Raw genomic sequence first — 21,732 nt, forward strand, 5'->3', positions numbered from 1 at the left:
TCACTTCAGGCGCTCGGCGATGCGTTCGCGCATGGCCTTCATGGTGAAGCCGCGCGGGTCGATCTTGCCCGGCTGCCATTCGAGGTGACCGATCACGGACCGTGAGTTCCAGCCGTGGTGGCGGCAGACGGCGGCCGCCGCCTTCTCGATCGCCTCCAGCTGGACGGCCGGCCAGGGGTCCTTGCCGTCGCCCAGGTTCTCGCACTCGAAGCCGTAGAAGTGGCGGTTCCCGTCGGTGTTCGCCTCGTTGTCGGCGGGGAGTGCCTTCTCCGCTATCACGGCGCGCAGGACGTCGTCGTCGCCCAGGCCCGCGTGGTTGGCGCGGCCGTAGCCGACGAGATGGACCTTGCCGTCCTTGGCGATGACGCCGTGGCAGAGCGGGCCGGGCAGGGATGCGTAGCCGTCGCGGCAGATACGGACGGTGTTCGCGGTGCCCTTGGTGACCGTGTGGTGGATCATCACGCCGTGCACCGGGCCCCACGGGCCCTTGTGGTTGCGGTTGTGCGTGCGCCATTCGCCGACCTGGACGACTGTCAGTCCCTCGTCGCGTAAGGCGTCGAGGAAGCTGCTCGCGGACATGGGTGCGGCCATCGGTGGAACTCCCTGGGGTGGGGGATGGGGATGGTGGGGGGTGGTGGTGGACGCGGAATGCGTCGTACCGGGCTTCTACCCGAACTCCCGCGGCCGGACCACTTGTTCGGGCGATGATCGAGCCGATCCGGTCACCGGACCGGACGACTGGCTTCCGCCCCATGTGCCCCACTGGGGGATAAGTAGTCCCATCCGTTTGTGTAATGGCGGCAGTACTCTGCGTACTGAAAGGCTTTCTCTCGCAGGTCAGACCATGATCGAGAGGGAGTCTTATGTCGGTTGGTTCGGTTGGCTCTGTCGGCGACGAGGTCCGTGAGCAGCACACGCCGAAGCAGCAGAGCCTCGGTACGGCCGCCGCGCGGAACCTTGCGACCACCACCAAGTCGGTGCCGCAGATGCAGGAGATCACCTCGCGGTGGCTGCTGCGCATGCTGCCCTGGGTGCAGGTGCAGGGTGGCACCTACCGGGTGAACCGCCGCCTGAGCTACTCGGTGGGCGACGGGCGCGTGACGTTTGTGCAGACCGGCGACCGCGTGTCGGTCATCCCGGCGGAGCTGGGCGAGCTGCCCGCCCTCCGGGAGTACGGCGAGGAGTCGGTGCTGGCCGAGCTGGCGAACCGCTGCGAGCAGCGGGAGTTCGCGGCGGGCGAGGTGGTGGCCCCGGCGGGGTCGGCCGCCGACCGTGTCTATCTCCTGGCCCACGGCCGGGTGGAGCAGATCGGCACCGGGCCCTACGGCGACGAGGCGGTGCTCGGAGTCCTCGCCGACGGCGCCTACTTCGGCGAGCAGTCCCTGGTGGACCGCGACGCCACCTGGGACTACACCGCCCGCGCCGCCACCGCCTGTACGGTCCTGGTGCTGACCCGGGACGACGTGCTGAACCTCGCGGAGCGCGCCGACTCGCTCCGCGCCCATCTGGCAGGGCTCGCCGCGCTGCCGCACCAGCGGACCAACAAGTACGGCGAGGCCGCGATCGACCTGTCCGCGGGACATGTCGGCGAAGCCCTCGTCCCGCACACCTTCGTGGACTACGAGGGTGCGCCGCGCGAGTACGAACTGAGCGTCGCCCAGACCGTGCTGAAGGTGCACAGCCGGGTCGCCGATCTCTACAACCAGCCGATGAACCAGACCGAGCAGCAGTTGCGGCTCACCGTGGAGGCGCTGCGCGAGCGCCAGGAGGACGAGCTCATCAACAACCGGGACTTCGGTCTCCTGGCCAACTGCGACTACGGACAGCGCCTCCAGCCGCACGACGGCGCGCCCAGCCCCGACGACATGGACGAACTGCTGTCGCGGCGGCGCGGTTCGAAGATGTTCCTCGCCCACCCACGCGCCATCGCCGCCTTCGGGCGTGAGTGCAACCGGCGCGGGCTCGTCCCGGACAGTGTCGAGGTCGCCGGCCACCATCTACCGGCCTGGCGGGGTGTCCCGATCTTCCCGTGCAACAAGATCCCGGTCACCGAGGCCAGGACCACCTCGATCATCTGTATGCGTACCGGCGAGGCCGAACAGGGAGTCATCGGCCTGCAGCAGGCCGGCATCCCGGACGAGATCGAGCCGAGTCTGTCCGTGCGTTTCATGGGTATCGACGAGCAGGCGATCATCTCCTACCTCGTCACGGCCTACTACTCGGCAGCAGTGCTGGTGCCCGACGCCCTCGGCGTCCTGGAGAACGTGGAGGTGAGCCGCTGGAGGTGACCCGACCGGCGGCCGGGAGCGCGCCTGCTACCCGCGCTCCCGGCCGCCCTCCTCGGAGCGGAGCAACCGGCCGCAACCTCGCACCGGACCCCCCGAAAGGACCGCACAGTTGACCATGTCGGAGGCCGTCGAGGGCCGTGAGGCCATCGCCCTTCTGGACCGCACCCGCGAGGTTGTCGATCCCCAACTACGAGCAACCATCGACTCCCTGCCCGGCTCCCTGCGCCGGGTCGCGATGTACCACTTCGGCTGGGAGCACGCGGATGGAACCCCGGCCGCGGGATCCACCGGCAAGGCCATCCGGCCGGCGCTCGTCCTCGCCGCCACCAGAGCACTCGGGGGGAACGAGTGCCTCGCGGTGCCGGCCGCGGCAGCCGTCGAGCTGGCACACAACTTCACACTGCTCCACGACGATGTCATCGACGAGGACCCGACCCGAAGACACCGACCCACCGCCTGGACCGTCTTCGGTACCCCTGACGCGATCATCGCGGGTGACGCCATGTTCGCCGTCGCGCTGCGTCTGCTCGCCGAGGACCACCATCCGGCGTCCGCGGCCGCGTCGCGGCGGCTCGCGGACTGTGTGATCGAGCTGTGCGCCGGACAGCAGGCGGACTGTGCCTTCGAGGAGCGCGCGCCGAACGACGTGTCCCTCGACGAGTGCCTCGAGATGGCGACCGCCAAGACGGGTGCGCTGCTGGGGTGCGCCTGCGCGCTCGGAGCCCTGTACGCCGGTGCGGGGGAGGAGGAGACCGCAGCCATGGACGCGTTCGGCCGGGAGGCCGGGCTCGCGTTCCAGCTGATCGACGATCTCATCGGCATCTGGGGCGACCCCGACCGGACGGGGAAGCCGGCGGGCGCCGACCTGGCCGCGCACAAGAAGTCGCTGCCGGTGGTGGCCGCTCTGACCTCCGGCACCGCCGCCGGGGCGGAACTGGCCGAGCTGTACCGGGGACCCATGAACGCCGCGACGGTGCGCCGGGCCGCCGAGGCGGTCGACCGCGCCGGGGGCCGGGACTGGGCGCAGTTGCAGGCAGCCGACCGGATGGCCCGCGCCGTTCATGAGCTGTCCCGGGCGGTGCCCGATCTGGCGGCCGCGGGGGATCTGCTGGCCCTGGCCGAATTCGTCACCCGCCGTACCCGTTGAGGTGCCCGACTCCCCGACCATGGAGGCGGGTTGACCGATGACGACGTGGACGCGACGCGGGGGCGAGAGGCGGAGACCGATGAGCGTGGAGGTACGGCAGGGGACGACGGAGGACCGCGAGGAACTCGTCCGCCTCATCCATGAGGCGTTCCGGGACGATCCGGTGAGCCGGTGGGTCTTCCCGGACCCGGCCGAGTTCCACCGGGCCCACGCCCCCTTCCTGGGGGTGTTTCTCGACCTGGCCCTCGCGGTGGGCCGGGTCGATGTCACCGAGGACGGCTCGGCCGCGGCCCTCTGGTTCCCGCGCAAGCCCGGGGCGGCGGGGGAGGGGGATGTCGACGACGAGACGGGGGCCCGGCTGATGGCGATCGCCGGACGGAGCCGCGGCCGGGCGGAGACGGTCGGCCGGCTGACGGACGAGGTCCATCCGCACGACAGGTCGCACGAGTACCTCCAGCTGATCGCTGTCTCGCCGCAGCACCAGGGGCAGGGTCGGGGGACGGCGCTGCTGGCCCCCGCACTGGAGCGGTGCGACCGGGACGGGGTTCCCGCCTATCTGGAGGCGAGCAATCCCGGCAGCAGAAGGCTGTACGAGCGGCTGGGCTTCACCTTCACGGGCACGGCGGTGCACCTGCCGGACGGCCCGGTGATGTGGCCGATGTGGCGGGAGTCGCGGGGCCGTTGAAGCCGGCAGCCGCCGTTGACGCTCGCTGAATCCGGGAGGAGAAAAGCTCTTGCTTGACCACTATGATTGAAGCACTATGAGTGGAGTGGTTCGCCCGATCCCGGCGGATCCTCCACGACCGAAGGTGATCCTGTCTTGCGAAAGCTCAGCTATTTCATCGCGGCGTCGATCGACGGCTTCATCGGAGGCCCGGACGGCAGCGGCGAGTGCTTCATGCAGTACGTGAGCGGGGACTTCCTCGAGTACCTCAGGACGGAAGCCCCCGACACCCTGCCCACCGCCGGCCGTCAGGCCTTCGGCGTCGATGACGTCCCGAACACCGAGTACGACACGATCATCCAGGGCCGGGCCAGCTACGATCTCGCGCTCGCAGCCAAGATCACCAGTCCGTACGCCCATCTGCGGGAGTACGTGGCGTCCCGCAGCATCACCGAGTCGCCCGACCCGCATGTGGAGATCGTCTCCGGGGACGTCGCCGCCAAGGTCCGGGAGCTCAAGCAGGAGGACGGCCTCGGGATCTACCTCTGCGGTGGTGCCGATCTCGCCGGTCAGCTCAAGGAGGAGGTCGACGAGCTCGTGATCAAGACCTATCCGGTGGCGCTCGGCACCGGCATGCCCATGTTCGCCGCGGATTTCCGCGTCGACGCGTTCACCCTCGACTCCGTGCGCGCATTCGACAACGGCGTCCTCGTCAGGAAGTACCTCAGGAAGCGCTGACCGCCGGGTGTCCTGTCCGCCCGTACCGCCATATCCTGGAGATATGGGCAGCGAAGGACGTCGGACCGTCCGCAGCCCGCAGACCGAGCACCAGTGCCCGGCGTGCGGACAGCCTGTCGGTACCGTGACGAAGCGACGCAAGACTCTCGGGGCGTACGTCCCCTTCTGGGGCCCCGGCCCCTGCCACAATCCCGACTGCGCGCAGAGCGCCGAATCCGGGGGCGAGCGGCCGGGTGACCGCCCGGCCGGGCGGTCGACACCGCCTGAGGTGCCCCGCCCCGGTCCCTGAGGCATCCCTGCTGTTCGGCGGCGGCTGCGGTACCGCTACAGTCCGCGCCATGTCATCGGAGTCGACGGAAGTCTGGGCGGGCTGGTACCGCGACCGGCAGGGCGCGGAAGCGGTATCGATCGCGGCGCACGAACGGCAACTGCGCACGCGCATCAGGGGTGTTGAGTACGAAGGGGCGACGTTCGCCGCCCTGCGAGCCGTCGGGGGCGAGAGGTTGCTGTCCTCGTGCGTGCTGGAGTGGGACATACCGCTGCCCGTGCACACGGCCGGCGCGGTCCAGCGGGCCACGCTCAGCTGCCTGCTGACACTCGGCGAACCGCGGCCGGGAGGGTTCCTCGACCGCTCGGACCTCAATCTGACCCTGCACTACGGAGGGGCGGCGTACGAGTCCGGGGTGGCCAGCGGCGACTTCGAGGAGGCCTTCGGCCGCATCCGCGAACAGCTTCCCCCGGGCGCTGAGCTGGGGGCGCACGCCGCGGTCGGGGCCTGAGCCGCGGTCGCACGCCGCAGCGGGGCCTGAACACCGGCCGAAGCCCCGGCCCGGTCAGGGCCTGAGCCGGGGGCCCAGGCTCAGCGCAGGCCCTCCCAGCCCCAGCGAGGGGTGGGGCCCGGATCTCCCAGGTCCGTGCCCGGCGGCTCGGCCGACACATCGCGGGCGATCTTCGTACCCCACGCGAAGTACTCCAGCACCCGGCGGCGCAGCAGCTCGTCGCCGGGGAGCTCCTTGTCCACCGCTGCGGTCATCAGCTCCATCCAGCGCAGCCGCTGCTCCTCGGTGATCCGCAGGCCGAGATGGGCGCGGAGCAGGGACTGATGGCCGCCCAGTTCGCCGGTGAAGCGGGCGGGCCCGTCGAAGATCTCGGCCAGCCACACCGCGACATGCTCGATGTGGGTGGTCGTGAAGCCGGCGAAGACGGGGGCGAGCAGCGGATCCGCCAGGACGGCGTCGTAGAAGGTGTTGCTCAGGCGCCGCAGGGTCTCGGTGCCGCCCACGGCCTCGTAGAGCGTCCCGGTGCGCTCACTCGGATCGGTCATGGCGCCACCCTAAGGGCTGTCCCGTAATCCCCGGCGGGCGCACGACGACAGCTACGGCACTCCCCCGTAGCCCTTCGGGCACGGGAGGTGCCCCCACGCCGCGTTGTCGGATCGCCCGAATACGCCCAGTATGAGGACGACCCTTCGCCTTGCGATGCACCGCATCTGACGCCGCGCGCTGATCCACCGGGGATTACGGGATAGCCCTTAGGCGTCAAACGGCGGAGGGGCGCCCTGCCACTTATCGCAGGACGCCCCCCCCGTGTCGCGGTCCGCCCCTGCGGCTGGGGCGGATGTCAGCGCGTCAGGAGACCTTGGCGATCGCTGCCGCCAGGCCGTTCGCCCACAGGGCGTTCACCCGCGCGCGCTCCGCGGCATTCGGGTTGGCGTTCTGGCAGGACGTGCCGGGACCGCCGCCCGACATCAGTTCGCTGCACGGGCCCGAGTAGTGGTCCGGCAGGCCGAGCACGTGCCCGGTCTCGTGGGCCGTGACCCGGGTCGAGTTGTACTGCTGGTTCTGGCGGTAGTCGAGGAAGATGTAGCCGCGGCCGTGGCCGTCCGTGCTCGCGTACGAGCCGCGGGAGTCATTGCCCTCGTAGTACTGGAAGTCCGGGCTGCTGCCTTCCTGGAGGCGGACGTTGGCGACCGAGCTGTTCCAGATCTGGGTGCTGCGGGATATCTGCGAGCGGAAGGTCGGTGCGCTGGAGGCGCTGTAGACGACGGTCACGGCCTGCGCGCCCGGGTTGGCGGCGCGCTTCTCGGCCACGGACTTGACGACCGCGTCGAAGAACGCCTTGGTCGCCTTGGCGTCCTCGGAGGATCCTTCGTAGGCGGCGTACGACGTGTGCGCGGTGGCCGCAGGGGAGTTGGCCGTCGTCGCAGCGGTCGCGGGCACGGCGGAGAGCGCGGCCGCGAGGCCGAGTCCGACAGCCGTGGAGAGTACGGTTCTCAGGTGACGCATGGGGGGCTCCTACTCGTCCAATGAACGGGTTCGGTGCGTCAGAGTGTCGGGGAGCCGCCCCCACGTGCGGATGATGTCAACTGCCGATAACTCCGGGGCATCACCTGTCCTGTCCGTCCCCTGTGCCCGAACTATGTGTCTGGTGTGGCAGTTGGTGCCGCCCTACTCTCGGGACATGGAGCTCGAGGTGAGGCACCTCCGCGCCCTGTGCGCGATTGCGGACACGGGCAGCCTGCACAAGGCCGCGCGACAACTGGGCGTCAGCCAGCCGTCTTTGACGACCCAGCTGCGGCGTATCGAGAACTCCCTCGGCGCGGAGCTGTTCTCCCGTGAACGCTCCGGCTGCCGGCCCACCCCGCTGGGCCGTGCGGTCCTGAGCAGGGCCCGCCCTCTGGTGGCCGAAATGGCGGCCCTCGTCGTCGAGGCCAGAGCCGCGGCGGGCAGAGCCGGCGGCCCCCGGTTACGGATCGGATCCACCGCGAGCCGTGCGCTCGCCGGCTGGCTTCGAAGACTCAGGCAGCGGTTGCCCGGCACGGACATCTCGCTGCATGTCGACGTCTCCGCGAACGCCCTGCTCAGGATGGTCGCCGCGGGCCAGCTCGATGTCGCTTTCGTGCACGAGGTGGAGGGCTGTCCGCTGCAGGTGCCCGACGGACTGTCGGTACGCGTCCTGGTCGAGCGCGAACCGCAGTTCATCTCCATGGCACGTGATCATCCGGCCGCCGCGACTCCCGTGGTCGAGCTCGCCGATCTGGCCGAAGACCGATGGATCGTCGACCCGACGGTGGACGGCGAATGGGACGGGCTGCGCAGGGTCCTGGGGGCGGCCGGACTCAACCCGCGCGTCCTGCACGGTGATTACCACACGGCCGCATCCCTGATAGCGGTCGGCGAGGCGGTCGCTCCCTGTCAGCCCACCTCGGGGCCGCGCGACGACATGGCGATCCGCCCGCTCCGCGGCGACCCGCTGGCGGTACGGCTGTTGCTGTTCTCGCTGCCCGGTGCGTACGAGCTCTACGAGGCCGTGTACGCCGATCTGGAAAGCGCCTACCGCGAGGCGGCGTCCCGGGCGGCCACCTACCGGCACTGGCTGTTGCGGAACAACAGCCCGCTCCTGCCGGCACCGGTGACCTGCGTGCCCTGAACCCGTGCGTGCGGGAGCGGCGGCGGGATGCCGGGGCCGGCTCAGAGAGGCGCCCGGCTCAGCCCGCCGGGAGCAGGCTCGGCCGGACGCGAGCCGGTTCAGGGGTCCGGGCGCCCAGCTCGGAACACGCGCCCGGCTCCGCAGCCCATGAGCCGGTTCAGCCCGTCGCGAGCAGCGAACGCGCCTGCTCGCGCGCGGCGCCGAGCGCGTCGGGGAAGATGTTCAGGCCGTGCGCCACGAGTGCGCCCTCGTGCAGCAGCATCAGGGTGCGGCCGAGCCTGTCGGGGTCCTTGGCCCCGGCCTCCCGGGCCAGGTCGGTGAAGAGCCCGAGCATCCAGGCCTTCTGGCCGGTGATGAGCGCGGACGCGGGATGCGCCGGATCGCTGATCTCGGCATGGGCGTTGACCATGCTGCAACCGCGCGTGCTGTGCTCGCCCGCCCATACGCGAGAGGCGTCGAAGACGGCCAGGACGCGGGCGTCCGGTTCCGCTCCGGCCTCGGTCAGACGCTCGGCGAGGAAGGCCCGCCACTGTTCGTCGCGCGCCGCCAGGTACTCCACGACGATCTGGTCCTTGGAGCCGAACCGGTCGTAGAGGGTCTTCTTGGTCACCCCCGCCTCGGCCGCGATCAGGTCGACGCCGACCGCGTGGATGCCGCGGTCGTAGAAGAGACGCGAGGCGGCGTCCAGCGCGCGGCGGGCGCCCGGGGTCATGGCGATGCGATGCGGGGCCGTGGTGCTGCTCATGACGTCCAGTATACCGATCTGTATAGTGGAAGCGGTAGACCGATCTGTATACCTCCTTCCCCGGGTGGTGCGACTGCCATGAACGTCCTGCTCTCCGCGGCCTTCGTCCTCTGCTGGAGCTCCGGCTTCATCGGGGCCAAACTCGGTGCCGGCAGCGCCGACGCCGTGACGGTCCTGATGTGGCGGTTCCTGCCGCTGGCCCTCGTCCTCGCCCTGGTCTCGGCGCTCCTCGCCCGCGCGTCCTGGCGCGGTCTCACGGCCAGGGACGTCCTGCGGCAGACCGTGATCGGAGCCCTGTCACAGAGCGGCTATCTGCTCACCGTCTACGCGGCGATCCAGCTCGGCGTCTCCAGCGGCACCACCGCGCTGATCGACGGAACCCAGCCGCTGGTCGCGGGCGCGCTCGCGGGACCGCTGCTGCGGCAGTACGTCTCGCGCCGGCAGTGGCTCGGCCTCTGGCTGGGCATCTCCGGCGTCGCCGTCGTCACCCTCGCCGACGCCTCGGCGGTGCACGGCGTCCCGCCCTGGGCGTACGCGGTCCCGTTCGTCGGGATGCTCTCCCTGGTCGCGGCCACGTTCCTGGAGGGCCGCACCCGCACGCCCGTCGCCCCGTCGGTCGCCATGACCGTCCACTGCGCCACCAGCGCGGTCGTCTTCACCGCCCTCGCGGCCGCCTTCGGGGCGACGACGCCGCCCGCCGAGGGCTCGTTCTGGCTGGCGGTCGGCTGGCTCGTGGTGCTCTCCACCTTCGGTGGATACGGGCTGTACTGGCTGGTGCTGCGGCGCTCCGGCGTCACCCGGGTGAACACGCTGATGTTCCTGATGGCGCCGGTGACGGCGATCTGGGGCGCCCTGATGTTCGGTGAGCCGTTCGGGCTGCAGACCGGGCTCGGCCTCGCGCTCGCGCTCGTGGCCGTCGTCGTCGTGCACCGTGGCGAGCGCCCGGTCAGGACGCGGGGGTCGAGCGGTCGTAGCGCCGCGCCAGCTCCCGTAGATGAGCGAGCAGTTCAGGGGGGCCGGTGACGTCGAAGTCGTGGCCCAGCATGCCGAGATAGACGCCCAGCGTCTCGACGGAGTCCGCGCCGGTGTCCAGGACGCACGTGGAGTCGTCGAGCGCCTCGACCACCCCGACCGCCGGGTTGATGCGTTCGGCGACGGCCTCCGCCGGGGCGTGCACCGTGACCCGGGCGCGGTGGCGCCAGCCGGCCGCCGAGACGCGCCGCGCGACGTAGGTCGCCGCATCGCCGCCGTCGGGCAGTTCGCGCGGCGCGAACCGGGGTCCCGTGGGTGTTCGCGGCTGGATGCGGTCCACCCGGAAGGTGCGCCAGTCCCCGCGCTCCACGTCCCACGCCACCAGATACCAGCGCCGCCCCCACGAGACCACCCGGTGCGGTTCGCCCACCCGGCGGGACGCCGAACCGTCGTGGGCGCGGTAGTCGAACCGCAGCCGCTCACGGTCCCGGCAGGCGGCCGTCAGCACCGTCAGCACATCGGCGTCCACGGCCGGCCGCGGCTGGTCCGCCGGGACCGGCACGGTGTACGTCTGCAGTGTCTGTACCCGCCGGCGCAGCCGTGCGGGGAGGACCTGCTCCAGCTTCGCCAGCGCCCGCAGCGATGTCTCCTCCATGCCCGAGAGCGCGCCCTGAGCCACCGTGCGCAGCGCGATCGTCACCGCGACCGCCTCCTCGTCGTCCAGCAGCAGCGGGGGCATCGCGGTGCCCGCGGCGAGCCGATAGCCGCCGGCCGGGCCGCGGGTGGCATCGACGGGATAGCCGAGTTCGCGGAGCCGGTCGATGTCGTTGCGCACCGTACGGCCGCTCACCCCCAGCCGCTCGGCCAGTTCGGTGCCCGGCCACTCACGGGCCGTCTGGAGCAGGGACAGCAGACGCAGCAGTCGCGCGGAGGTTTCCAGCATGAAGTCGAGACTGCCAGCAATTCAGGAACCGGACGTGCCTAATCGCCTTCTACCGTTCTGTTCATGGACACCGACACCTCCGCACAGATCCGCCCCTTCCGCATCGAGATCCCGCAGGCCGACATCGACGATCTGCGCGACCGGCTGCGCCGCACCCGCTGGGGCGCCGAGGTCCCGGGCACCGGCTGGAGCCGCGGCGTGCCGGCCGGCTATCTGCGAGGGCTCGCCGAGTACTGGGCCGAGAGCTACGACTGGCGCGCGGCCGAGGCGGCGCTCAACGAGTTCCCGCAGTTCATCGCCGAGATCGACGGGCAGAACATCCACTTCCTGCATGTGCGCTCCGAGACCCCGGACGCCACACCGCTGCTGCTGATGCACGACTGGCCTGCCTCGATCATCGAGTACGTCGAGGTGATCCGCCCGCTCTCCCAGGACTTCCACGTCGTCGTCGCGAGTACGCCCGGCGTGGGCTTCTCAGGTCCGCTCAGCGCGCCGGGCTGGAACAACGGCCGCATCGCCGCCGCGTACACCGAGCTCATGTCCCTTCTCGGATACGGGCGTTACGGCGTCCAGGGCACCGGCGGCGGTGCTTGGATCGCGACCGAGATGGGCCGGCAGGCGCCGGACCGCGTCGTCGGCATCCACGTCAACGGCTTCATCGTCTTCCCGTCCGACGACCCCGCCGATTTCGAGGGCCTGACCGAAGCCGAACAGGGCCGCCTCGCCCGGCTCCAGAACTTCCGTGACGACATGATGGGCTTCAACGCCATCCAGTCGACCCGCCCGCACACCCTGGCGCACGCGCTGCACGACTCGCCGGTCGGTCAACTGGCCTGGATCACCGAGAAGTTCAAGGAGTGGACGGACGCGGAGAAGGACCTGCCCGAGGACGCGGTCGGACGCGACCACCTGCTGACCAACGTGAGTCTGTACTGGTTCACGGCCACCGCGGGCTCGTCCGCGAACCTCTACTACGAGTCGGCTCACGATCCGTCCGCGTGGGCGCCGAAGGAGCGCGGCACGGTGCCCACGGGCGTGGCGGTCGCGCTCACCACCGACATCGCCGTACGGCGCTTCGCCGAACGCGAGCACAACATCACGTACTGGTCGGAGCTGGAGCGCGGCGGCAACTTCCTTCCCCTGGAGCAGCCGGACCTCTTCACCCGGGACGTACGCGACTTCTTCCGTTCCCTGAAGGAGAACTGACGGGCAGTACGCCCGTCGAGAACGGCGTCGCCGCCGGAAGCCGGCGTGGGTATCCTTCCGCGCGGAGTCGGCCCGGCGGCGGGCCGGCCAGGGGGGGAGCAGCATGACGACCGGCAAAGAGCGGTCCAGAATGATCGCCACCGAGGACGACCACCGGGTGACACCGGCGGAACTCTTCTTCGACCTGGTCTTCGTGTACGCGATCACCCAGGTCACCGCACTCATGGCTCGCGACACCTCCGCCCTGCGACTGCTCGGCGGAGTGGTCGTGCTCGCGCTGCTCTGGTGGTGCTGGTGCTGCTTCGCCTGGCTCGGCAACGTCGTACGCGCCGACTCGGGCGCGCTGTTCGGCGTCCTGGTCGCGGTCATGGCGGTGGTGCTCATCGTCTCGCTGACCGTGCCCGAGGTGTACGACGACGCCCCCGGCGGGTTGCCGGCACCCCTGGTGTTCGTGCTCTGCTACGGCGCGGTCCGGGTGCTGCATCTCGTGTCGTACTGGGTCTCCAGCCCGGGCGACAAGGCGCTGCGTGCCACGCTGCGCCGTACCGCACTGCTCTCGGTGGCACCGCCGTTCGTGCTGCTGCTGGTCGGCAGCGCCTTCACCGGCGTGACCCAGATCCTCATCTGGCTCGGCGCGGTGGCCATCGACTACAGCGGCATCTGGATCACCGGTTCGTCGGGCTGGCGCGTCGCCTCACCCGGGCACTTCGCCGAGCGGCACGGACTGATCGTCCTCATCGCGCTCGGGGAGTCGATCGTGGCGATCGGTGTCGGGGTCTCCGGCTACCCCGTCTCCGCCGCAGTGCTGGGCGCCGCCGCGGCGGGGCTGCTGGTCGTGGCGGGTCTGTGGCGGCTGTACTTCCGCCAGGTCGCCGAAGCGGCCGAACACCGGCTGGCCGCTCTCACCGGCGACGACCGCACCCGCTTCGCGCGCGACGCCTACACCTTCCTGCATCTGCCGCTGGTCGCGGGCGTCGTGGTCTCCGCGCTCGGGATGAAGAAGGTGCTCCACCAGATCGCCGACACCGGCCACTACGACCTGTCCGAGCCGCTCCACGGGATCGTGGCGTGGGCCCTCCCCGGAGGTGCCGGCGTCTTCCTGCTGGCGTCGGGCGTGATCCTGCTGCGAGCGACGGGCCGACGCTCGCTCGTCCTCCTCGTGGGCGGCCTCGTCTGTGTGTGCGCCGGCCCGCTGACGGCCGTGATCCCCGCGGGCCTCGCACTGGCGCTGCTGGCGGCGGTGGTCACGGCGCTGGTGGTGCTGTACGGCCGCAAGGAGGGGGCGACGACAACCGGTTGAGGCCGGCAGGCGCCAGGTGACCGCACCCGACAGACGACCGCGCCCGGCTCCCCCCAGAGGGGGTGCCGGGCGCGGGCGGTGAGAGTGAAGCGATCCGACGGATCGGATCAAGCCTTCTTGGTCTCCCAGAAGATCTTGTCGATCTGGGCGATGTAGTCCAGCGCCTTCTGGCCCGTCGCCGGGTCAGTCGAGCCCTTGGCGGTCGACAGCGCCTTGAGCGCGTCGTTCACCAGCTGGTGCAGCTCCGGGTACTTCTCGAAGTGCGGCGGCTTGAAGTAGTCGCTCCAGAGCACCGAGACGTGGTGCTTCGCGAGCTCGGCACGCTGCTCCTTGATGACCGTGGCGCGGGCCCGGAAGTGCGGGTCCTCGTTGGCCTGGTACTTCTCCTGGACGGCCTTGACCGACTCGGCCTCGATACGGGCCTGGGCCGGGTCGTAGACACCGCAAGGCAGGTCGCAGTGGGCGCTGACCTTCACCTTGGGGGCAAACAGGCGGGAAAGCATTGAGCTGTCCTTCCTCGTGATCGTCTTCTCAGGTGGGACATTACTCCGTGAGAGACCTGTTTTCGCGAGTGCCCCCTAGGGCTTAGGACAAAAGTCCAGGGTCAGTATGGGACTGGTGGCCGAACATACCGAGGGGCTCGGAGGTGGCGGATGAGTGAGCAGGGGCGGGAGCCGAGAGCGCCGTTCGGGGTCGCCGAAGTGACGGGGCCGTCCATGTACCCGACGCTCAGGCACGGCGATCAACTGCTGGTGCACTACGGCGCCGAGGTGAAGCCCGGGGACATCGCCGTGCTGCGCCATCCCCTCCAGCAGGATCTGCTCATCGTGAAACGGCTGGTGGAGCGGCGCGAGGACGGCTGGTGGGTGCTGGGGGACAACCCGGGGGCCGAGGGCGACAGCCGGGTGTTCGGATCGGTGCCCCACGAACTGCTGCTGGGGCGGGTGCGGGGGAGATACCGCCCGCTCGCGGAGGATCAGCGATCCGCCCGCGGGCTCGCCTCCTGGGCACTCTCCGCGGTACGTCCCGTGCTCTGTGACCGCTCGGTCTCCAGGCGCTTGCGGGCGCGGTAGGCGGCCACGTTGGCGCGGGTCGCGCAGCGGTCCGAGCAGTAGCGCCGGGAGCGGTTGGTGGAGGTGTCGAGGTAGGCGTTGCGGCAGGGCAGCGCCTGGCACAGACCGAGCCGGTCGACCCCGTACTCCGTGAGGTGGAACGCCAGACCCATGGCGGCGATCGCGGCGTATCCGGCGGTCGCGTTCGACGGATGGTCGGCCAGGTGCATGTGCCACTTCGGGCGGCCGTCGTCGTCCCGGAAGTCGTGGCCGGAGATCTGCGGGCTGACCGGGAACTCCAGCAGCAGCGAGTTGAGCAGGTCGACGGCCCCTGTCTCGTCGCCGCCGTCGGCCGCCGTGAAGACCGCCCGCAGCCGGCCCCGTACGGAGCGGAACCGGGTGACGTCCGCGTCGGTCGCGCGGCGTGCGGACTGTGTGGACTCGCCGAACAGTTCCCGTACGGCGTCCACCGAGGTGAGGGAGTCCTTGTTACGGGCCGGCTCCTCGGTGTTGACCAGGCGCACGGCGTAGTCCGAGTAATAGGCCAGTTCCACTTGTAGTCCTTACCGCGGCGGTCTAGGGTCTGCGTAACAGCTGATGCTGCTTCGAGGGTATTACGGACGGGAGGTTTCCGGTGTCGGAGACAGTGACGAGCAGGGGTGCGGGCACCGACTGGCAGGCCTGGCAGGAGAGCTGGGACCGCCAGCAGGAGTGGTACATGCCCGACCGCGAGGAGCGGTTCCGGATCATGCTGGACATGGTCGAGGCCACGGTGGGCCCCGAACCACGGGTGCTGGACCTCGCGTGCGGTACGGGAAGTATTACGGACCGGGTCCTCAAGCGGTTCCCGAAGGCCACCAGCACGGGTGTCGACCTGGACCCCGCCCTGTTGACCATCGCCCGGGGCTCCTTCGCCACCGACGACCGGGTCACCTTCGTCACCGCCGATCTGACCGACCCCGACTGGACCTCGCACCTGCCGTACGCCTCGTACGACGCCGTGCTCACCGCGACCGCCCTGCACTGGCTGCGCAGCGGACCGCTCGCCACCCTCTACGGGCAGCTCGCCTCGCTCGTGCGCGACGACGGCGTCCTCATGAACGCCGACCACATGATCGACCGCACCACCCCGCGCATCAACGCCGTCGAGCGCGCCCACCGGCACGTCCAGATGGAGCGCGCCAAGGAATCCGGGGCGGTCGACTGGGCCGAATGGTGGGCCCTGGCCGGTCAGGACCCCGTCCTCGCGGAGCCCACCGCCCGCCGGTACGAGATCTACGGCGAGCACGCGGACGGCGAGACCCCCTCCGCCCAGTGGCACGCCGAGACGCTGCTCACCGCCGGCTTCGGCGAGGCCCGCCCGGTCTGGTGCTCACCCTCCGACACCCTGCTGCTCGCGCTGAAGTGACGCGGCTGCCGCTCCGCTGACGCGCAACGCACGGGAGGGCGGTACGGACCAGGTCCGTACCGCCCTCCCGTGGGACGACTCCTGTACCGGAGCCGTCCGGAGAACCTGCTAGAGCACCTTCGACAGGAACGACTTCGTCCGGTCGTGCTGCGGGTTCGTCAGGACCTCGCGGGGATGGCCCGACTCGACCACCACACCGTCGTCCATGAAGACCAGCGCGTCGCCGACCTCACGGGCGAAGCCCATCTCGTGCGTCACGACGATCATCGTCATGCCGTCCTCGGCGAGACCCCGCATGACGTCCAGCACGTCGCCGACCAGCTCCGGGTCGAGCGCGGAGGTCGGCTCGTCGAAGAGCATCAGCTTCGGCTCCATCGCCAGCGCACGGGCGATCGCCACCCGCTGCTGCTGACCGCCGGAGAGCTGCGAGGGGTAGTTCCCGGCCTTGTCGGCCAGGCCCACGCGGTCCAGCAGCCGCTCGGCGCGCGCCCGGGCCACGGCCCGCGACTCGCCCTTGACCTGGATCGGCGCCTCCATGACGTTTGCGATGGCCGTCATGTGCGGGAACAGGTTGAAGCGCTGGAAGACCATGCCGATGTCCCGGCGCTGCGCCGCGACCTCGCTGTCCTTCAGCTCGTAGAGCTTGTCGCCCTTCTGCCGGTAGCCCACCAGGTGCCCGTCGACCGAGAGCCGGCCGGCGTTGATCTGCTCCAGGTGGTTGATGCACCGAAGGAACGTCGACTTGCCGGAACCGGACGGACCGACCAGACAGAACACCTCGCGCGGGGCGACCTCGAGGTCGATTCCCTTGAGGATGTGCGCTGAGCCGAAGGACTTGTGTACGCCCTCGGCCTTCACCATGGGGGTCATGTCACACCCCCCTGGGGCTGTTGAGGGAGAGCAGGTTGGCCTTGACCTTCTGCCATGGCGTCTTCGGCAGCTGCCGCAGCGAGCCACGGGCGTAGTACCGCTCGACGTAGTACTGGCCGACGCTGAAGACGCTGGTCAGAGCCAGATACCAGACCGACGCCACCAACAACATCTCCATCACCGCGAACGATGTGGATCCGATGTTCGTCGCCGCCCGCAGAAGATCGGTGTACTGCACCGCGGAGACCAGGGACGAGGTCTTGAGCAGGTTGATGAACTCGTTGCCGGTCGGCGGCACGATCACGCGCATGGCCTGCGGAAGGACCACGCGGCGCATGGTCTTGCCGTTGGACATGCCGAGCGCGTGGGACGCCTCCGTCTGGCCCTCGTCGACCGACTGGATGCCGGCCCGGACGATCTCCGCCATGTAGGCGCCCTCGTTCAGGCCCAGCCCCAGCAGGGCGACCATGAACGGGGTCATCACGTCGACCATCTCGTCCTTGTAGAACCCGAGGTTCAGGACGGGGAAGATCAGCGCGAGGTTGAACCACAGCAGCAGCTGCACATAGACCGGAGTGCCGCGGAAGAACCAGATGTACAGCCAGGAGACCGCACCCGTCACCGGGTTCTTCGAGAGCCGCATGACGGCGAAGACCACGCCCAGGATCAGACCGATGAGCATGGACAGCACGCTGATCAGCACCGTGCGGCCCATACCGGCCAGGATCCGGTCGTCGAAGATGAAGTCCCCGACGGTGTCCCAGTTGACGTCGCCCTGCGAGAACGAATAGACCAGCGAGCCCAGCAGTGCCACGACGATGACACCGCTGACCCAGCGGCCCCAGTGCCGTACCGGGATGGCCTTGATCTGGTCGGGCGCCGTGGATGACGCCTTGACGACCGCCGGGTCCGAGGGTGGCTCGTCGGCGGGCGTCTTGTCGAACTTGTCAGTCACAGTGACTGCCCTTCAGTGAAACGCGTTGAAGCGGACCGACCGTGACCTACTTGCCGGCGTTGATGGTCGCCTCGGTGACGGCGCTGTTCTTGACGTCCCACTTCTCGAGGACCTTTTCGTACTCGCCGTTCTTGATGATGGCGTCCACGGCCGCCTTCAGCGCGTCACGCAGCTGCGCGTTGTCCTTGTCGACCGCGATGCCGAACGGGCCGGCGTCGGTCTGGTCGCCCGCGACCTCGAAGTCGTTGCCGCCGCCCGCGGTCTTCGCGATGTGCGCGGCGACCGGGTAGTCGTTGAGGTCGGCGACGGCGCCGCCGGACTTCACACGGGTCTGGGCCTCGGCGTCGGTGTCGAACGCCTCGATGGTCAGCGTGCCCTTGCCGTCCGTCTTGCACTTGGTGGCCTGGGCCTTGAACGTGTCCTCGTAGATCGTGCCGCGCTGGACGGCGACCTTCTTGCCGCACAGGTCGTCGAGCGACTCGATCTTGCTCGGGTTGCCCTTCTTCACCAGCAGCGAGACGCCGGAGGTGAAGTAGTCCACGAAGTCGACGCCCTGGCCGACCTTCTTGCCCTTGTCGTCCAGGCCGTCCTGGCGGGCCTTGGTGTCGCTCATCGCGGACATGACGACGTCCTGGCGGCCGCTGTTCAGCGACGAGATCAGGCCGTCGAAGGTGCCGCTGGTGAACTGGAACTTGACGCCCAGCTCCTTGCCCAGAGCCGCGGCGATGTCGGGGTCGATACCGACGATCTTGCCGCCCTCCTCGTACTCCATCGGGGCGTAGGCGGCGTCGGTGCCGACCTTGATCACCTTGGAGTCCTGGTACTTCTTGGGCAGCTTGTCGAAGAGCGCCGCCTCCGAGGCCGCGCCGGTCTCCGAGGAGCCGGAACCGGAGTTCGTCTGGTCACCACAGGCGGTGAGGAGCAGCGCGCCCGCGACCGCGATGGCGCCGACCGCGGCGATCCGGGTCCTGGCGGCGGTCGTACGACGAGTGGTGCTTGCGGTCATGATCGGGGTCCTCCGGCGGGTGAGGGAAGTGCCATTTCAGCGGTCGTGCACTCATCTTCGAGTGTCGCCACCTTGTGTGTTTTCGGCATCTTGCCATTCGGACTAGCCCATTCAGGGGGCCACGCATGTCAAAATCGGGTAACGGGACACCCCCGACCCCCTCCCGGGCCGGTACATCACGACCGGACCATTCACGGGAATACCTGCTTCCGACCGGAAGATATGCGGCTCGTAGCCTGCTACGGGCGGCATTCAGGGCGCGTAGCTGACGTGTCCTGACATTCGGCGACGAGTCGTGTCAGCAACTGGATACCGACTCGTCGCCGGTGCTCCTGGTCAGGTAAGAAGGACGCTTACACCCCTCATCCGGGGCTCAGGGCGCGTGTGCGGCGCGCCCGCGCGTATGTACCTCCCCCCGCCGGAGCGGGCCAACCGCCGAGGCAGGGCACGTACGCGGTGCCCGCCCACCCCTCCTCAACCAGGAGTGGAAACCCTCAACTGATGAAGACTTAAGGGGTCAAACACATGGCAGCGGAGATCGTCAATCCTCGCAGCGACAGCGGTTCGGAGAGTGCTCCCGAAGAGCCCTTCGATCCGGCCTTCGCGCTGCATCGCGGCGGCAAGATGGCCATCCAGGCCACCGTGCCGGTGCGGGACAAGGACGACCTGTCCCTCGCGTACACACCTGGCGTCGCCAAGGTGTGCAGCGCGATCGCCGAGCAGCCCGAACTCGTCCACGACTACACCTGGAAGTCCCAGGTCGTCGCCGTCGTGACGGACGGGACCGCGGTGCTCGGTCTCGGCGACATCGGCCCGGAAGCCTCTCTTCCGGTGATGGAGGGGAAAGCGATCCTCTTCAAGCAGTTCGGCGGCGTGGACGCGGTCCCGATCGCGCTCGCCACGACCGACACGGACGAGATCGTCGAGACCGTCGTGCGCCTCGCGCCCTCTTTCGGCGGAGTGAACCTCGAGGACATCTCGGCGCCCCGCTGCTTCGAGATCGAGCGCAAGCTCCAGGAGCGCCTGGACATCCCCGTCTTCCACGACGACCAGCACGGTACGGCGGTCGTCACCCTTGCGGCCCTGCGGAACGCCGCGAAGCTGACCGGGCGCGGCCTGGGCGAGCTGCGCGCCGTGATCTCGGGCGCGGGCGCGGCCGGGGTGGCCATCGCGAAGTTCCTGCTGGAGGCGGGCCTCGGGGATGTGGCGGTCGCCGACCGCAAGGGCATCGTCAGCCGTGACCGTCAGGACCTGAACTCCGTCAAGCGTGAGCTCGCGGAGATCACCAACAAGGCCGGGCTGAGCGGCTCCCTGGAGACCGCGCTGGCCGGCGCGGACGTCTTCATCGGCGTCTCCGGCGGGACCGTGTCCGAGGAGGCCGTCGCCTCGATGGCCCCCGGCGCGTACGTCTTCGCCATGGCCAACCCGAACCCGGAGGTCCACCCCGACGTCGCGCACAAGTACGCGGCCGTCGTGGCGACCGGCCGCAGCGACTTCCCGAACCAGATCAACAACGTGCTGGCCTTCCCGGGGATCTTCGCGGGCGCGCTCCAGGTGCGGGCGTCGCGGATCACCGAGGGCATGAAGATCGCCGCGGCGAACGCGCTGGCCGACGTCGTGGGCGACCAGCTCGCCGCCGACTACGTCATCCCGTCGCCGTTCGACGAGCGGGTCGCCCCCGCGGTCACGGCTGCGGTCGCGGCGGCCGCGCGCGCCGAGGGTGTCGCACGGCGCTGACCACCTGACCACCCGGCCGGTCTCCGGCCGCAGGCAGGCGTACGGGTTACGGGCCGTGCCGCGCTCCGAGAGGGGCGTGGCACGGCCCGTACGCGTTCACGCGCGGCGCGGCCGCGTCCGGGCGGGTTTCGCGGGATCGCCCCCTGCACCGATTCCTTCCGGGCCTTGGGCCGAACGGGTGCCCAACGGATGCGGGCCGGCGGCACGGTGGCCGGGGCGGCGCGGTACGTGTCACACCGTTGTGTGGTTCCGCCGCGTCGTGCCGCCGCCCTAAGGTCAAGGTCATGTTCGCCGCCTACGCTGCCCGCATCGACCGTGACGCCCCGTTGAACGGCCTCGAACTGGGTGAACGCCCCGCGCCCGAGGCCCGTCCCGGCTGGACCACCGTCACCGTCAAAGCCGCCTCCCTCAACCACCACGACCTCTGGTCGCTCCGGGGCGTCGGCCTCGCCGAGGACAAGCTGCCGATGATCCTCGGCTGCGACGCCGCAGGCGTCGACGCCGACGGCAACGAGGTGGTCGTCCACTCCGTGATCGGGCAGACCGGTCACGGCGTCGGCCCCGACGAGCCGCGCTCGATCCTGACCGAGCGCTACCAGGGCACCTTCGCCGAGCAGGTCTCCGTCCCGGCCTGGAACGTGCTGCCCAAGCCGAAGGAGCTGACCTTCGAGCAGGCGGCCTGCCTCCCGACCGCCTGGCTCACCGCGTACCGCATGCTCTTCACCAACGCCGGTGTCCGTCCGGGTGATTCGGTCCTCGTCCAGGGCGCGGGCGGTGGCGTCGCCACCGCCGCGATCGCGCTCGGCAAGGCGGCGGGCCTGCGGGTCTACGCCACCAGCCGCGACGAGGCCAAGCGCAAGCGCGCCGTCGAACTGGGCGCCGAGGAGGCGTACGAGCCGGGCGCGCGACTGCCCCGGCGCGTGGACGCCGTCATCGAGACGGTCGGCGCCGCGACCTGGTCCCACTCGGTCAAGTCACTGCGCCCGGGCGGCACCCTGGTGATCTCCGGCGCGACGAGCGGCGACCGCCCCTCGCACGCCGAACTCACCCGGATCTTCTTCCTGGAGCTCAAGGTGGTCGGCTCGACGATGGGCTCCAAGGACGAACTGGAAGACCTCCTCTCCTTCTGCGCGGCGACCGGCCTGCGTCCGGTGATCGACGAGGTCCTGCCGCTGGACCGGGCCCGTGAAGGGTTCGAGCGGATGGCCGGCGGCGACCTCTTCGGGAAGATCGTGCTGACGCCCTCTTGATGGACCGTCAGGTGTGCTGATG

At 69.9% G+C, this 21,732-nt stretch carries 23 protein-coding genes; 13 read left to right on the top strand and 10 right to left on the bottom strand.

Features of this window, described 5'->3' with window-relative positions:
• The gene (locus tag ACQPWZ_RS24350) at nucleotides 1-591 is read right to left on the bottom strand and encodes an N-acetylmuramoyl-L-alanine amidase (RefSeq protein ID WP_340475285.1); all 591 of its coding nucleotides are present in this window, start codon (nucleotides 589-591) and stop codon (nucleotides 1-3) included.
• Nucleotides 592-863: 272 nt separating this feature from the next.
• On the opposite strand from ACQPWZ_RS24350, the gene ACQPWZ_RS24355 reads away from it, so the two are divergent.
• The 5 genes from ACQPWZ_RS24355 to ACQPWZ_RS24375 all read left to right on the top strand — a co-directional run bounded on the left by ACQPWZ_RS24355 (nucleotide 864) and on the right by ACQPWZ_RS24375 (nucleotide 5,616).
• The gene (locus tag ACQPWZ_RS24355; RefSeq protein WP_327680421.1) at nucleotides 864-2,288 is read left to right on the top strand and encodes a family 2B encapsulin nanocompartment shell protein; all 1,425 of its coding nucleotides are present in this window, start codon (nucleotides 864-866) and stop codon (nucleotides 2,286-2,288) included.
• A 115-nt stretch (nucleotides 2,289-2,403) separates the two neighbouring features.
• Complete coding sequence (locus ACQPWZ_RS24360) at nucleotides 2,404-3,435, top strand: family 2 encapsulin nanocompartment cargo protein polyprenyl transferase (RefSeq protein ID WP_433573861.1); 1,032 nt, start codon at nucleotides 2,404-2,406, stop codon at nucleotides 3,433-3,435.
• 79 nt (nucleotides 3,436-3,514) lie between these two features.
• Entirely contained in the window at nucleotides 3,515-4,120 is a 606-nt protein-coding gene (locus tag ACQPWZ_RS24365) for a GNAT family N-acetyltransferase (protein ID WP_433572366.1), read from the top strand.
• Nucleotides 4,121-4,255: 135 nt separating this feature from the next.
• Nucleotides 4,256-4,837: a dihydrofolate reductase family protein gene (locus ACQPWZ_RS24370; protein WP_433572367.1), complete on the top strand. Its 582-nt coding sequence runs from the start codon at nucleotides 4,256-4,258 to the stop codon at nucleotides 4,835-4,837.
• A 338-nt stretch (nucleotides 4,838-5,175) separates the two neighbouring features.
• On the top strand, nucleotides 5,176-5,616 hold the full coding sequence (locus ACQPWZ_RS24375) for a DUF6304 family protein (protein ID WP_340475293.1): 441 nt from the start codon (nucleotides 5,176-5,178) through the stop codon (nucleotides 5,614-5,616).
• A gap of 80 nt (nucleotides 5,617-5,696) precedes the next feature.
• Here the strand turns inward: ACQPWZ_RS24375 and ACQPWZ_RS24380 are convergent, their stop codons facing one another.
• Both ACQPWZ_RS24380 and snpA read right to left on the bottom strand, forming a co-directional pair.
• Nucleotides 5,697-6,161, bottom strand: a complete 465-nt coding sequence (locus tag ACQPWZ_RS24380) for a group II truncated hemoglobin (protein WP_340475294.1) — start codon at nucleotides 6,159-6,161, stop codon at nucleotides 5,697-5,699.
• 304 nt (nucleotides 6,162-6,465) lie between these two features.
• On the bottom strand, nucleotides 6,466-7,122 hold the full coding sequence (gene snpA / locus ACQPWZ_RS24385; protein ID WP_340475295.1) for a snapalysin: 657 nt from the start codon (nucleotides 7,120-7,122) through the stop codon (nucleotides 6,466-6,468).
• Nucleotides 7,123-7,297: 175 nt separating this feature from the next.
• Here snpA and ACQPWZ_RS24390 point away from each other — a divergent pair, with 175 nt between their 5' ends.
• Entirely contained in the window at nucleotides 7,298-8,266 is a 969-nt protein-coding gene (locus ACQPWZ_RS24390) for a LysR family transcriptional regulator (protein WP_383240474.1), read from the top strand.
• Nucleotides 8,267-8,423: 157 nt separating this feature from the next.
• On the opposite strand, the gene ACQPWZ_RS24395 is transcribed toward ACQPWZ_RS24390, so the two are convergent.
• Complete coding sequence (locus ACQPWZ_RS24395) at nucleotides 8,424-9,011, bottom strand: TetR/AcrR family transcriptional regulator (protein WP_433572368.1); 588 nt, start codon at nucleotides 9,009-9,011, stop codon at nucleotides 8,424-8,426.
• Nucleotides 9,012-9,089: 78 nt separating this feature from the next.
• Between ACQPWZ_RS24395 and ACQPWZ_RS24400 the strand changes: the two genes are divergently transcribed.
• Nucleotides 9,090-10,034, top strand: a complete 945-nt coding sequence (locus tag ACQPWZ_RS24400) for a DMT family transporter (protein ID WP_433572369.1) — start codon at nucleotides 9,090-9,092, stop codon at nucleotides 10,032-10,034.
• On the opposite strand, the gene ACQPWZ_RS24405 is transcribed toward ACQPWZ_RS24400, so the two are convergent.
• Nucleotides 9,958-10,926 (bottom strand): helix-turn-helix transcriptional regulator, encoded by a 969-nt coding sequence (locus ACQPWZ_RS24405; protein ID WP_433572370.1) that lies wholly within the window; start codon nucleotides 10,924-10,926, stop codon nucleotides 9,958-9,960. The two genes, ACQPWZ_RS24400 and ACQPWZ_RS24405, sit on opposite strands and share 77 nt — an antisense overlap.
• A gap of 63 nt (nucleotides 10,927-10,989) precedes the next feature.
• On the opposite strand from ACQPWZ_RS24405, the gene ACQPWZ_RS24410 reads away from it, so the two are divergent.
• Both ACQPWZ_RS24410 and ACQPWZ_RS24415 read left to right on the top strand, forming a co-directional pair.
• Nucleotides 10,990-12,132, top strand: coding sequence for an epoxide hydrolase family protein (locus tag ACQPWZ_RS24410; protein ID WP_433572371.1), 1,143 nt, complete (start codon nucleotides 10,990-10,992; stop codon nucleotides 12,130-12,132).
• A 103-nt stretch (nucleotides 12,133-12,235) separates the two neighbouring features.
• Complete coding sequence (locus tag ACQPWZ_RS24415; protein WP_433572372.1) at nucleotides 12,236-13,432, top strand: low temperature requirement protein A; 1,197 nt, start codon at nucleotides 12,236-12,238, stop codon at nucleotides 13,430-13,432.
• A gap of 107 nt (nucleotides 13,433-13,539) precedes the next feature.
• Here the strand turns inward: ACQPWZ_RS24415 and sodN are convergent, their stop codons facing one another.
• Complete coding sequence (sodN, locus tag ACQPWZ_RS24420) at nucleotides 13,540-13,935, bottom strand: superoxide dismutase, Ni (protein ID WP_313944179.1); 396 nt, start codon at nucleotides 13,933-13,935, stop codon at nucleotides 13,540-13,542.
• Nucleotides 13,936-14,085: 150 nt separating this feature from the next.
• Here sodN and sodX point away from each other — a divergent pair, with 150 nt between their 5' ends.
• Nucleotides 14,086-14,505: a nickel-type superoxide dismutase maturation protease gene (gene sodX / locus ACQPWZ_RS24425; RefSeq protein ID WP_340475305.1), complete on the top strand. Its 420-nt coding sequence runs from the start codon at nucleotides 14,086-14,088 to the stop codon at nucleotides 14,503-14,505.
• Here sodX and ACQPWZ_RS24430 read toward each other — a convergent pair.
• Nucleotides 14,409-15,038, bottom strand: coding sequence for a CGNR zinc finger domain-containing protein (locus ACQPWZ_RS24430; RefSeq protein WP_340475306.1), 630 nt, complete (start codon nucleotides 15,036-15,038; stop codon nucleotides 14,409-14,411). The genes sodX and ACQPWZ_RS24430 overlap by 97 nt on opposite strands.
• Before the next feature lie 80 nt (nucleotides 15,039-15,118).
• Here ACQPWZ_RS24430 and ACQPWZ_RS24435 point away from each other — a divergent pair, with 80 nt between their 5' ends.
• Nucleotides 15,119-15,892: a class I SAM-dependent methyltransferase gene (locus tag ACQPWZ_RS24435; protein ID WP_433572373.1), complete on the top strand. Its 774-nt coding sequence runs from the start codon at nucleotides 15,119-15,121 to the stop codon at nucleotides 15,890-15,892.
• 108 nt (nucleotides 15,893-16,000) lie between these two features.
• Here the strand turns inward: ACQPWZ_RS24435 and ACQPWZ_RS24440 are convergent, their stop codons facing one another.
• Genes ACQPWZ_RS24440 through ACQPWZ_RS24450 form a run of 3 tightly spaced genes read right to left on the bottom strand, consistent with a single transcriptional unit; the run spans nucleotide 16,001 to nucleotide 18,723 of the window.
• A complete protein-coding gene (locus ACQPWZ_RS24440; protein WP_340475308.1) occupies nucleotides 16,001-16,762 on the bottom strand; it encodes an amino acid ABC transporter ATP-binding protein in 762 nt (253 codons plus the stop codon).
• 1 nt (nucleotide 16,763) lies between these two features.
• Nucleotides 16,764-17,717, bottom strand: coding sequence for an amino acid ABC transporter permease (locus tag ACQPWZ_RS24445; protein WP_340475309.1), 954 nt, complete (start codon nucleotides 17,715-17,717; stop codon nucleotides 16,764-16,766).
• Between the two features lie 46 nt (nucleotides 17,718-17,763).
• On the bottom strand, nucleotides 17,764-18,723 hold the full coding sequence (locus tag ACQPWZ_RS24450) for an ABC transporter substrate-binding protein (RefSeq protein WP_340475310.1): 960 nt from the start codon (nucleotides 18,721-18,723) through the stop codon (nucleotides 17,764-17,766).
• A gap of 525 nt (nucleotides 18,724-19,248) precedes the next feature.
• Here ACQPWZ_RS24450 and ACQPWZ_RS24455 point away from each other — a divergent pair.
• Both ACQPWZ_RS24455 and ACQPWZ_RS24460 read left to right on the top strand, forming a co-directional pair.
• The gene (locus ACQPWZ_RS24455; protein WP_340475311.1) at nucleotides 19,249-20,460 is read left to right on the top strand and encodes an NAD(P)-dependent malic enzyme; all 1,212 of its coding nucleotides are present in this window, start codon (nucleotides 19,249-19,251) and stop codon (nucleotides 20,458-20,460) included.
• 284 nt (nucleotides 20,461-20,744) lie between these two features.
• Entirely contained in the window at nucleotides 20,745-21,710 is a 966-nt protein-coding gene (locus ACQPWZ_RS24460) for a zinc-binding dehydrogenase (RefSeq protein WP_340475312.1), read from the top strand.
• Nucleotides 21,711-21,732: the final 22 nt, after the last annotated feature.

The organism is Streptomyces sp. CA-251247 (genome assembly GCF_050952975.1).
In the GTDB taxonomy this organism is placed as follows: Bacteria; Actinomycetota; Actinomycetes; order Streptomycetales; family Streptomycetaceae; genus Streptomyces; species Streptomyces achmelvichensis.

Bases quoted from the DNA above. Each gene is read 5' to 3' on its own strand.
- ACQPWZ_RS24380 (WP_340475294.1), bottom strand. From the start codon at position 6,161: ATGACCGATCCGAGTGAGCGCACCGGGACGCTCTACGAGGCCGTGGGC.
- ACQPWZ_RS24410 (WP_433572371.1), top strand. From the start codon at position 10,990: ATGGACACCGACACCTCCGCACAGATCCGCCCCTTCCGCATCGAGATC.
- ACQPWZ_RS24355 (WP_327680421.1), top strand. From the start codon at position 864: ATGTCGGTTGGTTCGGTTGGCTCTGTCGGCGACGAGGTCCGTGAGCAG.
- ACQPWZ_RS24400 (WP_433572369.1), top strand. From the start codon at position 9,090: ATGAACGTCCTGCTCTCCGCGGCCTTCGTCCTCTGCTGGAGCTCCGGC.
- ACQPWZ_RS24350 (WP_340475285.1), bottom strand. From the start codon at position 591: ATGGCCGCACCCATGTCCGCGAGCAGCTTCCTCGACGCCTTACGCGAC.
- ACQPWZ_RS24450 (WP_340475310.1), bottom strand. From the start codon at position 18,723: ATGACCGCAAGCACCACTCGTCGTACGACCGCCGCCAGGACCCGGATC.
- sodX (WP_340475305.1), top strand. From the start codon at position 14,086: ATGAGTGAGCAGGGGCGGGAGCCGAGAGCGCCGTTCGGGGTCGCCGAA.
- ACQPWZ_RS24405 (WP_433572370.1), bottom strand. From the start codon at position 10,926: ATGCTGGAAACCTCCGCGCGACTGCTGCGTCTGCTGTCCCTGCTCCAG.
- ACQPWZ_RS24395 (WP_433572368.1), bottom strand. From the start codon at position 9,011: ATGAGCAGCACCACGGCCCCGCATCGCATCGCCATGACCCCGGGCGCC.
- ACQPWZ_RS24440 (WP_340475308.1), bottom strand. From the start codon at position 16,762: ATGACCCCCATGGTGAAGGCCGAGGGCGTACACAAGTCCTTCGGCTCA.
- ACQPWZ_RS24460 (WP_340475312.1), top strand. From the start codon at position 20,745: ATGTTCGCCGCCTACGCTGCCCGCATCGACCGTGACGCCCCGTTGAAC.
- ACQPWZ_RS24390 (WP_383240474.1), top strand. From the start codon at position 7,298: ATGGAGCTCGAGGTGAGGCACCTCCGCGCCCTGTGCGCGATTGCGGAC.
- ACQPWZ_RS24375 (WP_340475293.1), top strand. From the start codon at position 5,176: ATGTCATCGGAGTCGACGGAAGTCTGGGCGGGCTGGTACCGCGACCGG.
- ACQPWZ_RS24365 (WP_433572366.1), top strand. From the start codon at position 3,515: ATGAGCGTGGAGGTACGGCAGGGGACGACGGAGGACCGCGAGGAACTC.
- snpA (WP_340475295.1), bottom strand. From the start codon at position 7,122: ATGCGTCACCTGAGAACCGTACTCTCCACGGCTGTCGGACTCGGCCTC.
- ACQPWZ_RS24455 (WP_340475311.1), top strand. From the start codon at position 19,249: ATGGCAGCGGAGATCGTCAATCCTCGCAGCGACAGCGGTTCGGAGAGT.
- ACQPWZ_RS24415 (WP_433572372.1), top strand. From the start codon at position 12,236: ATGACGACCGGCAAAGAGCGGTCCAGAATGATCGCCACCGAGGACGAC.
- sodN (WP_313944179.1), bottom strand. From the start codon at position 13,935: ATGCTTTCCCGCCTGTTTGCCCCCAAGGTGAAGGTCAGCGCCCACTGC.
- ACQPWZ_RS24360 (WP_433573861.1), top strand. From the start codon at position 2,404: ATGTCGGAGGCCGTCGAGGGCCGTGAGGCCATCGCCCTTCTGGACCGC.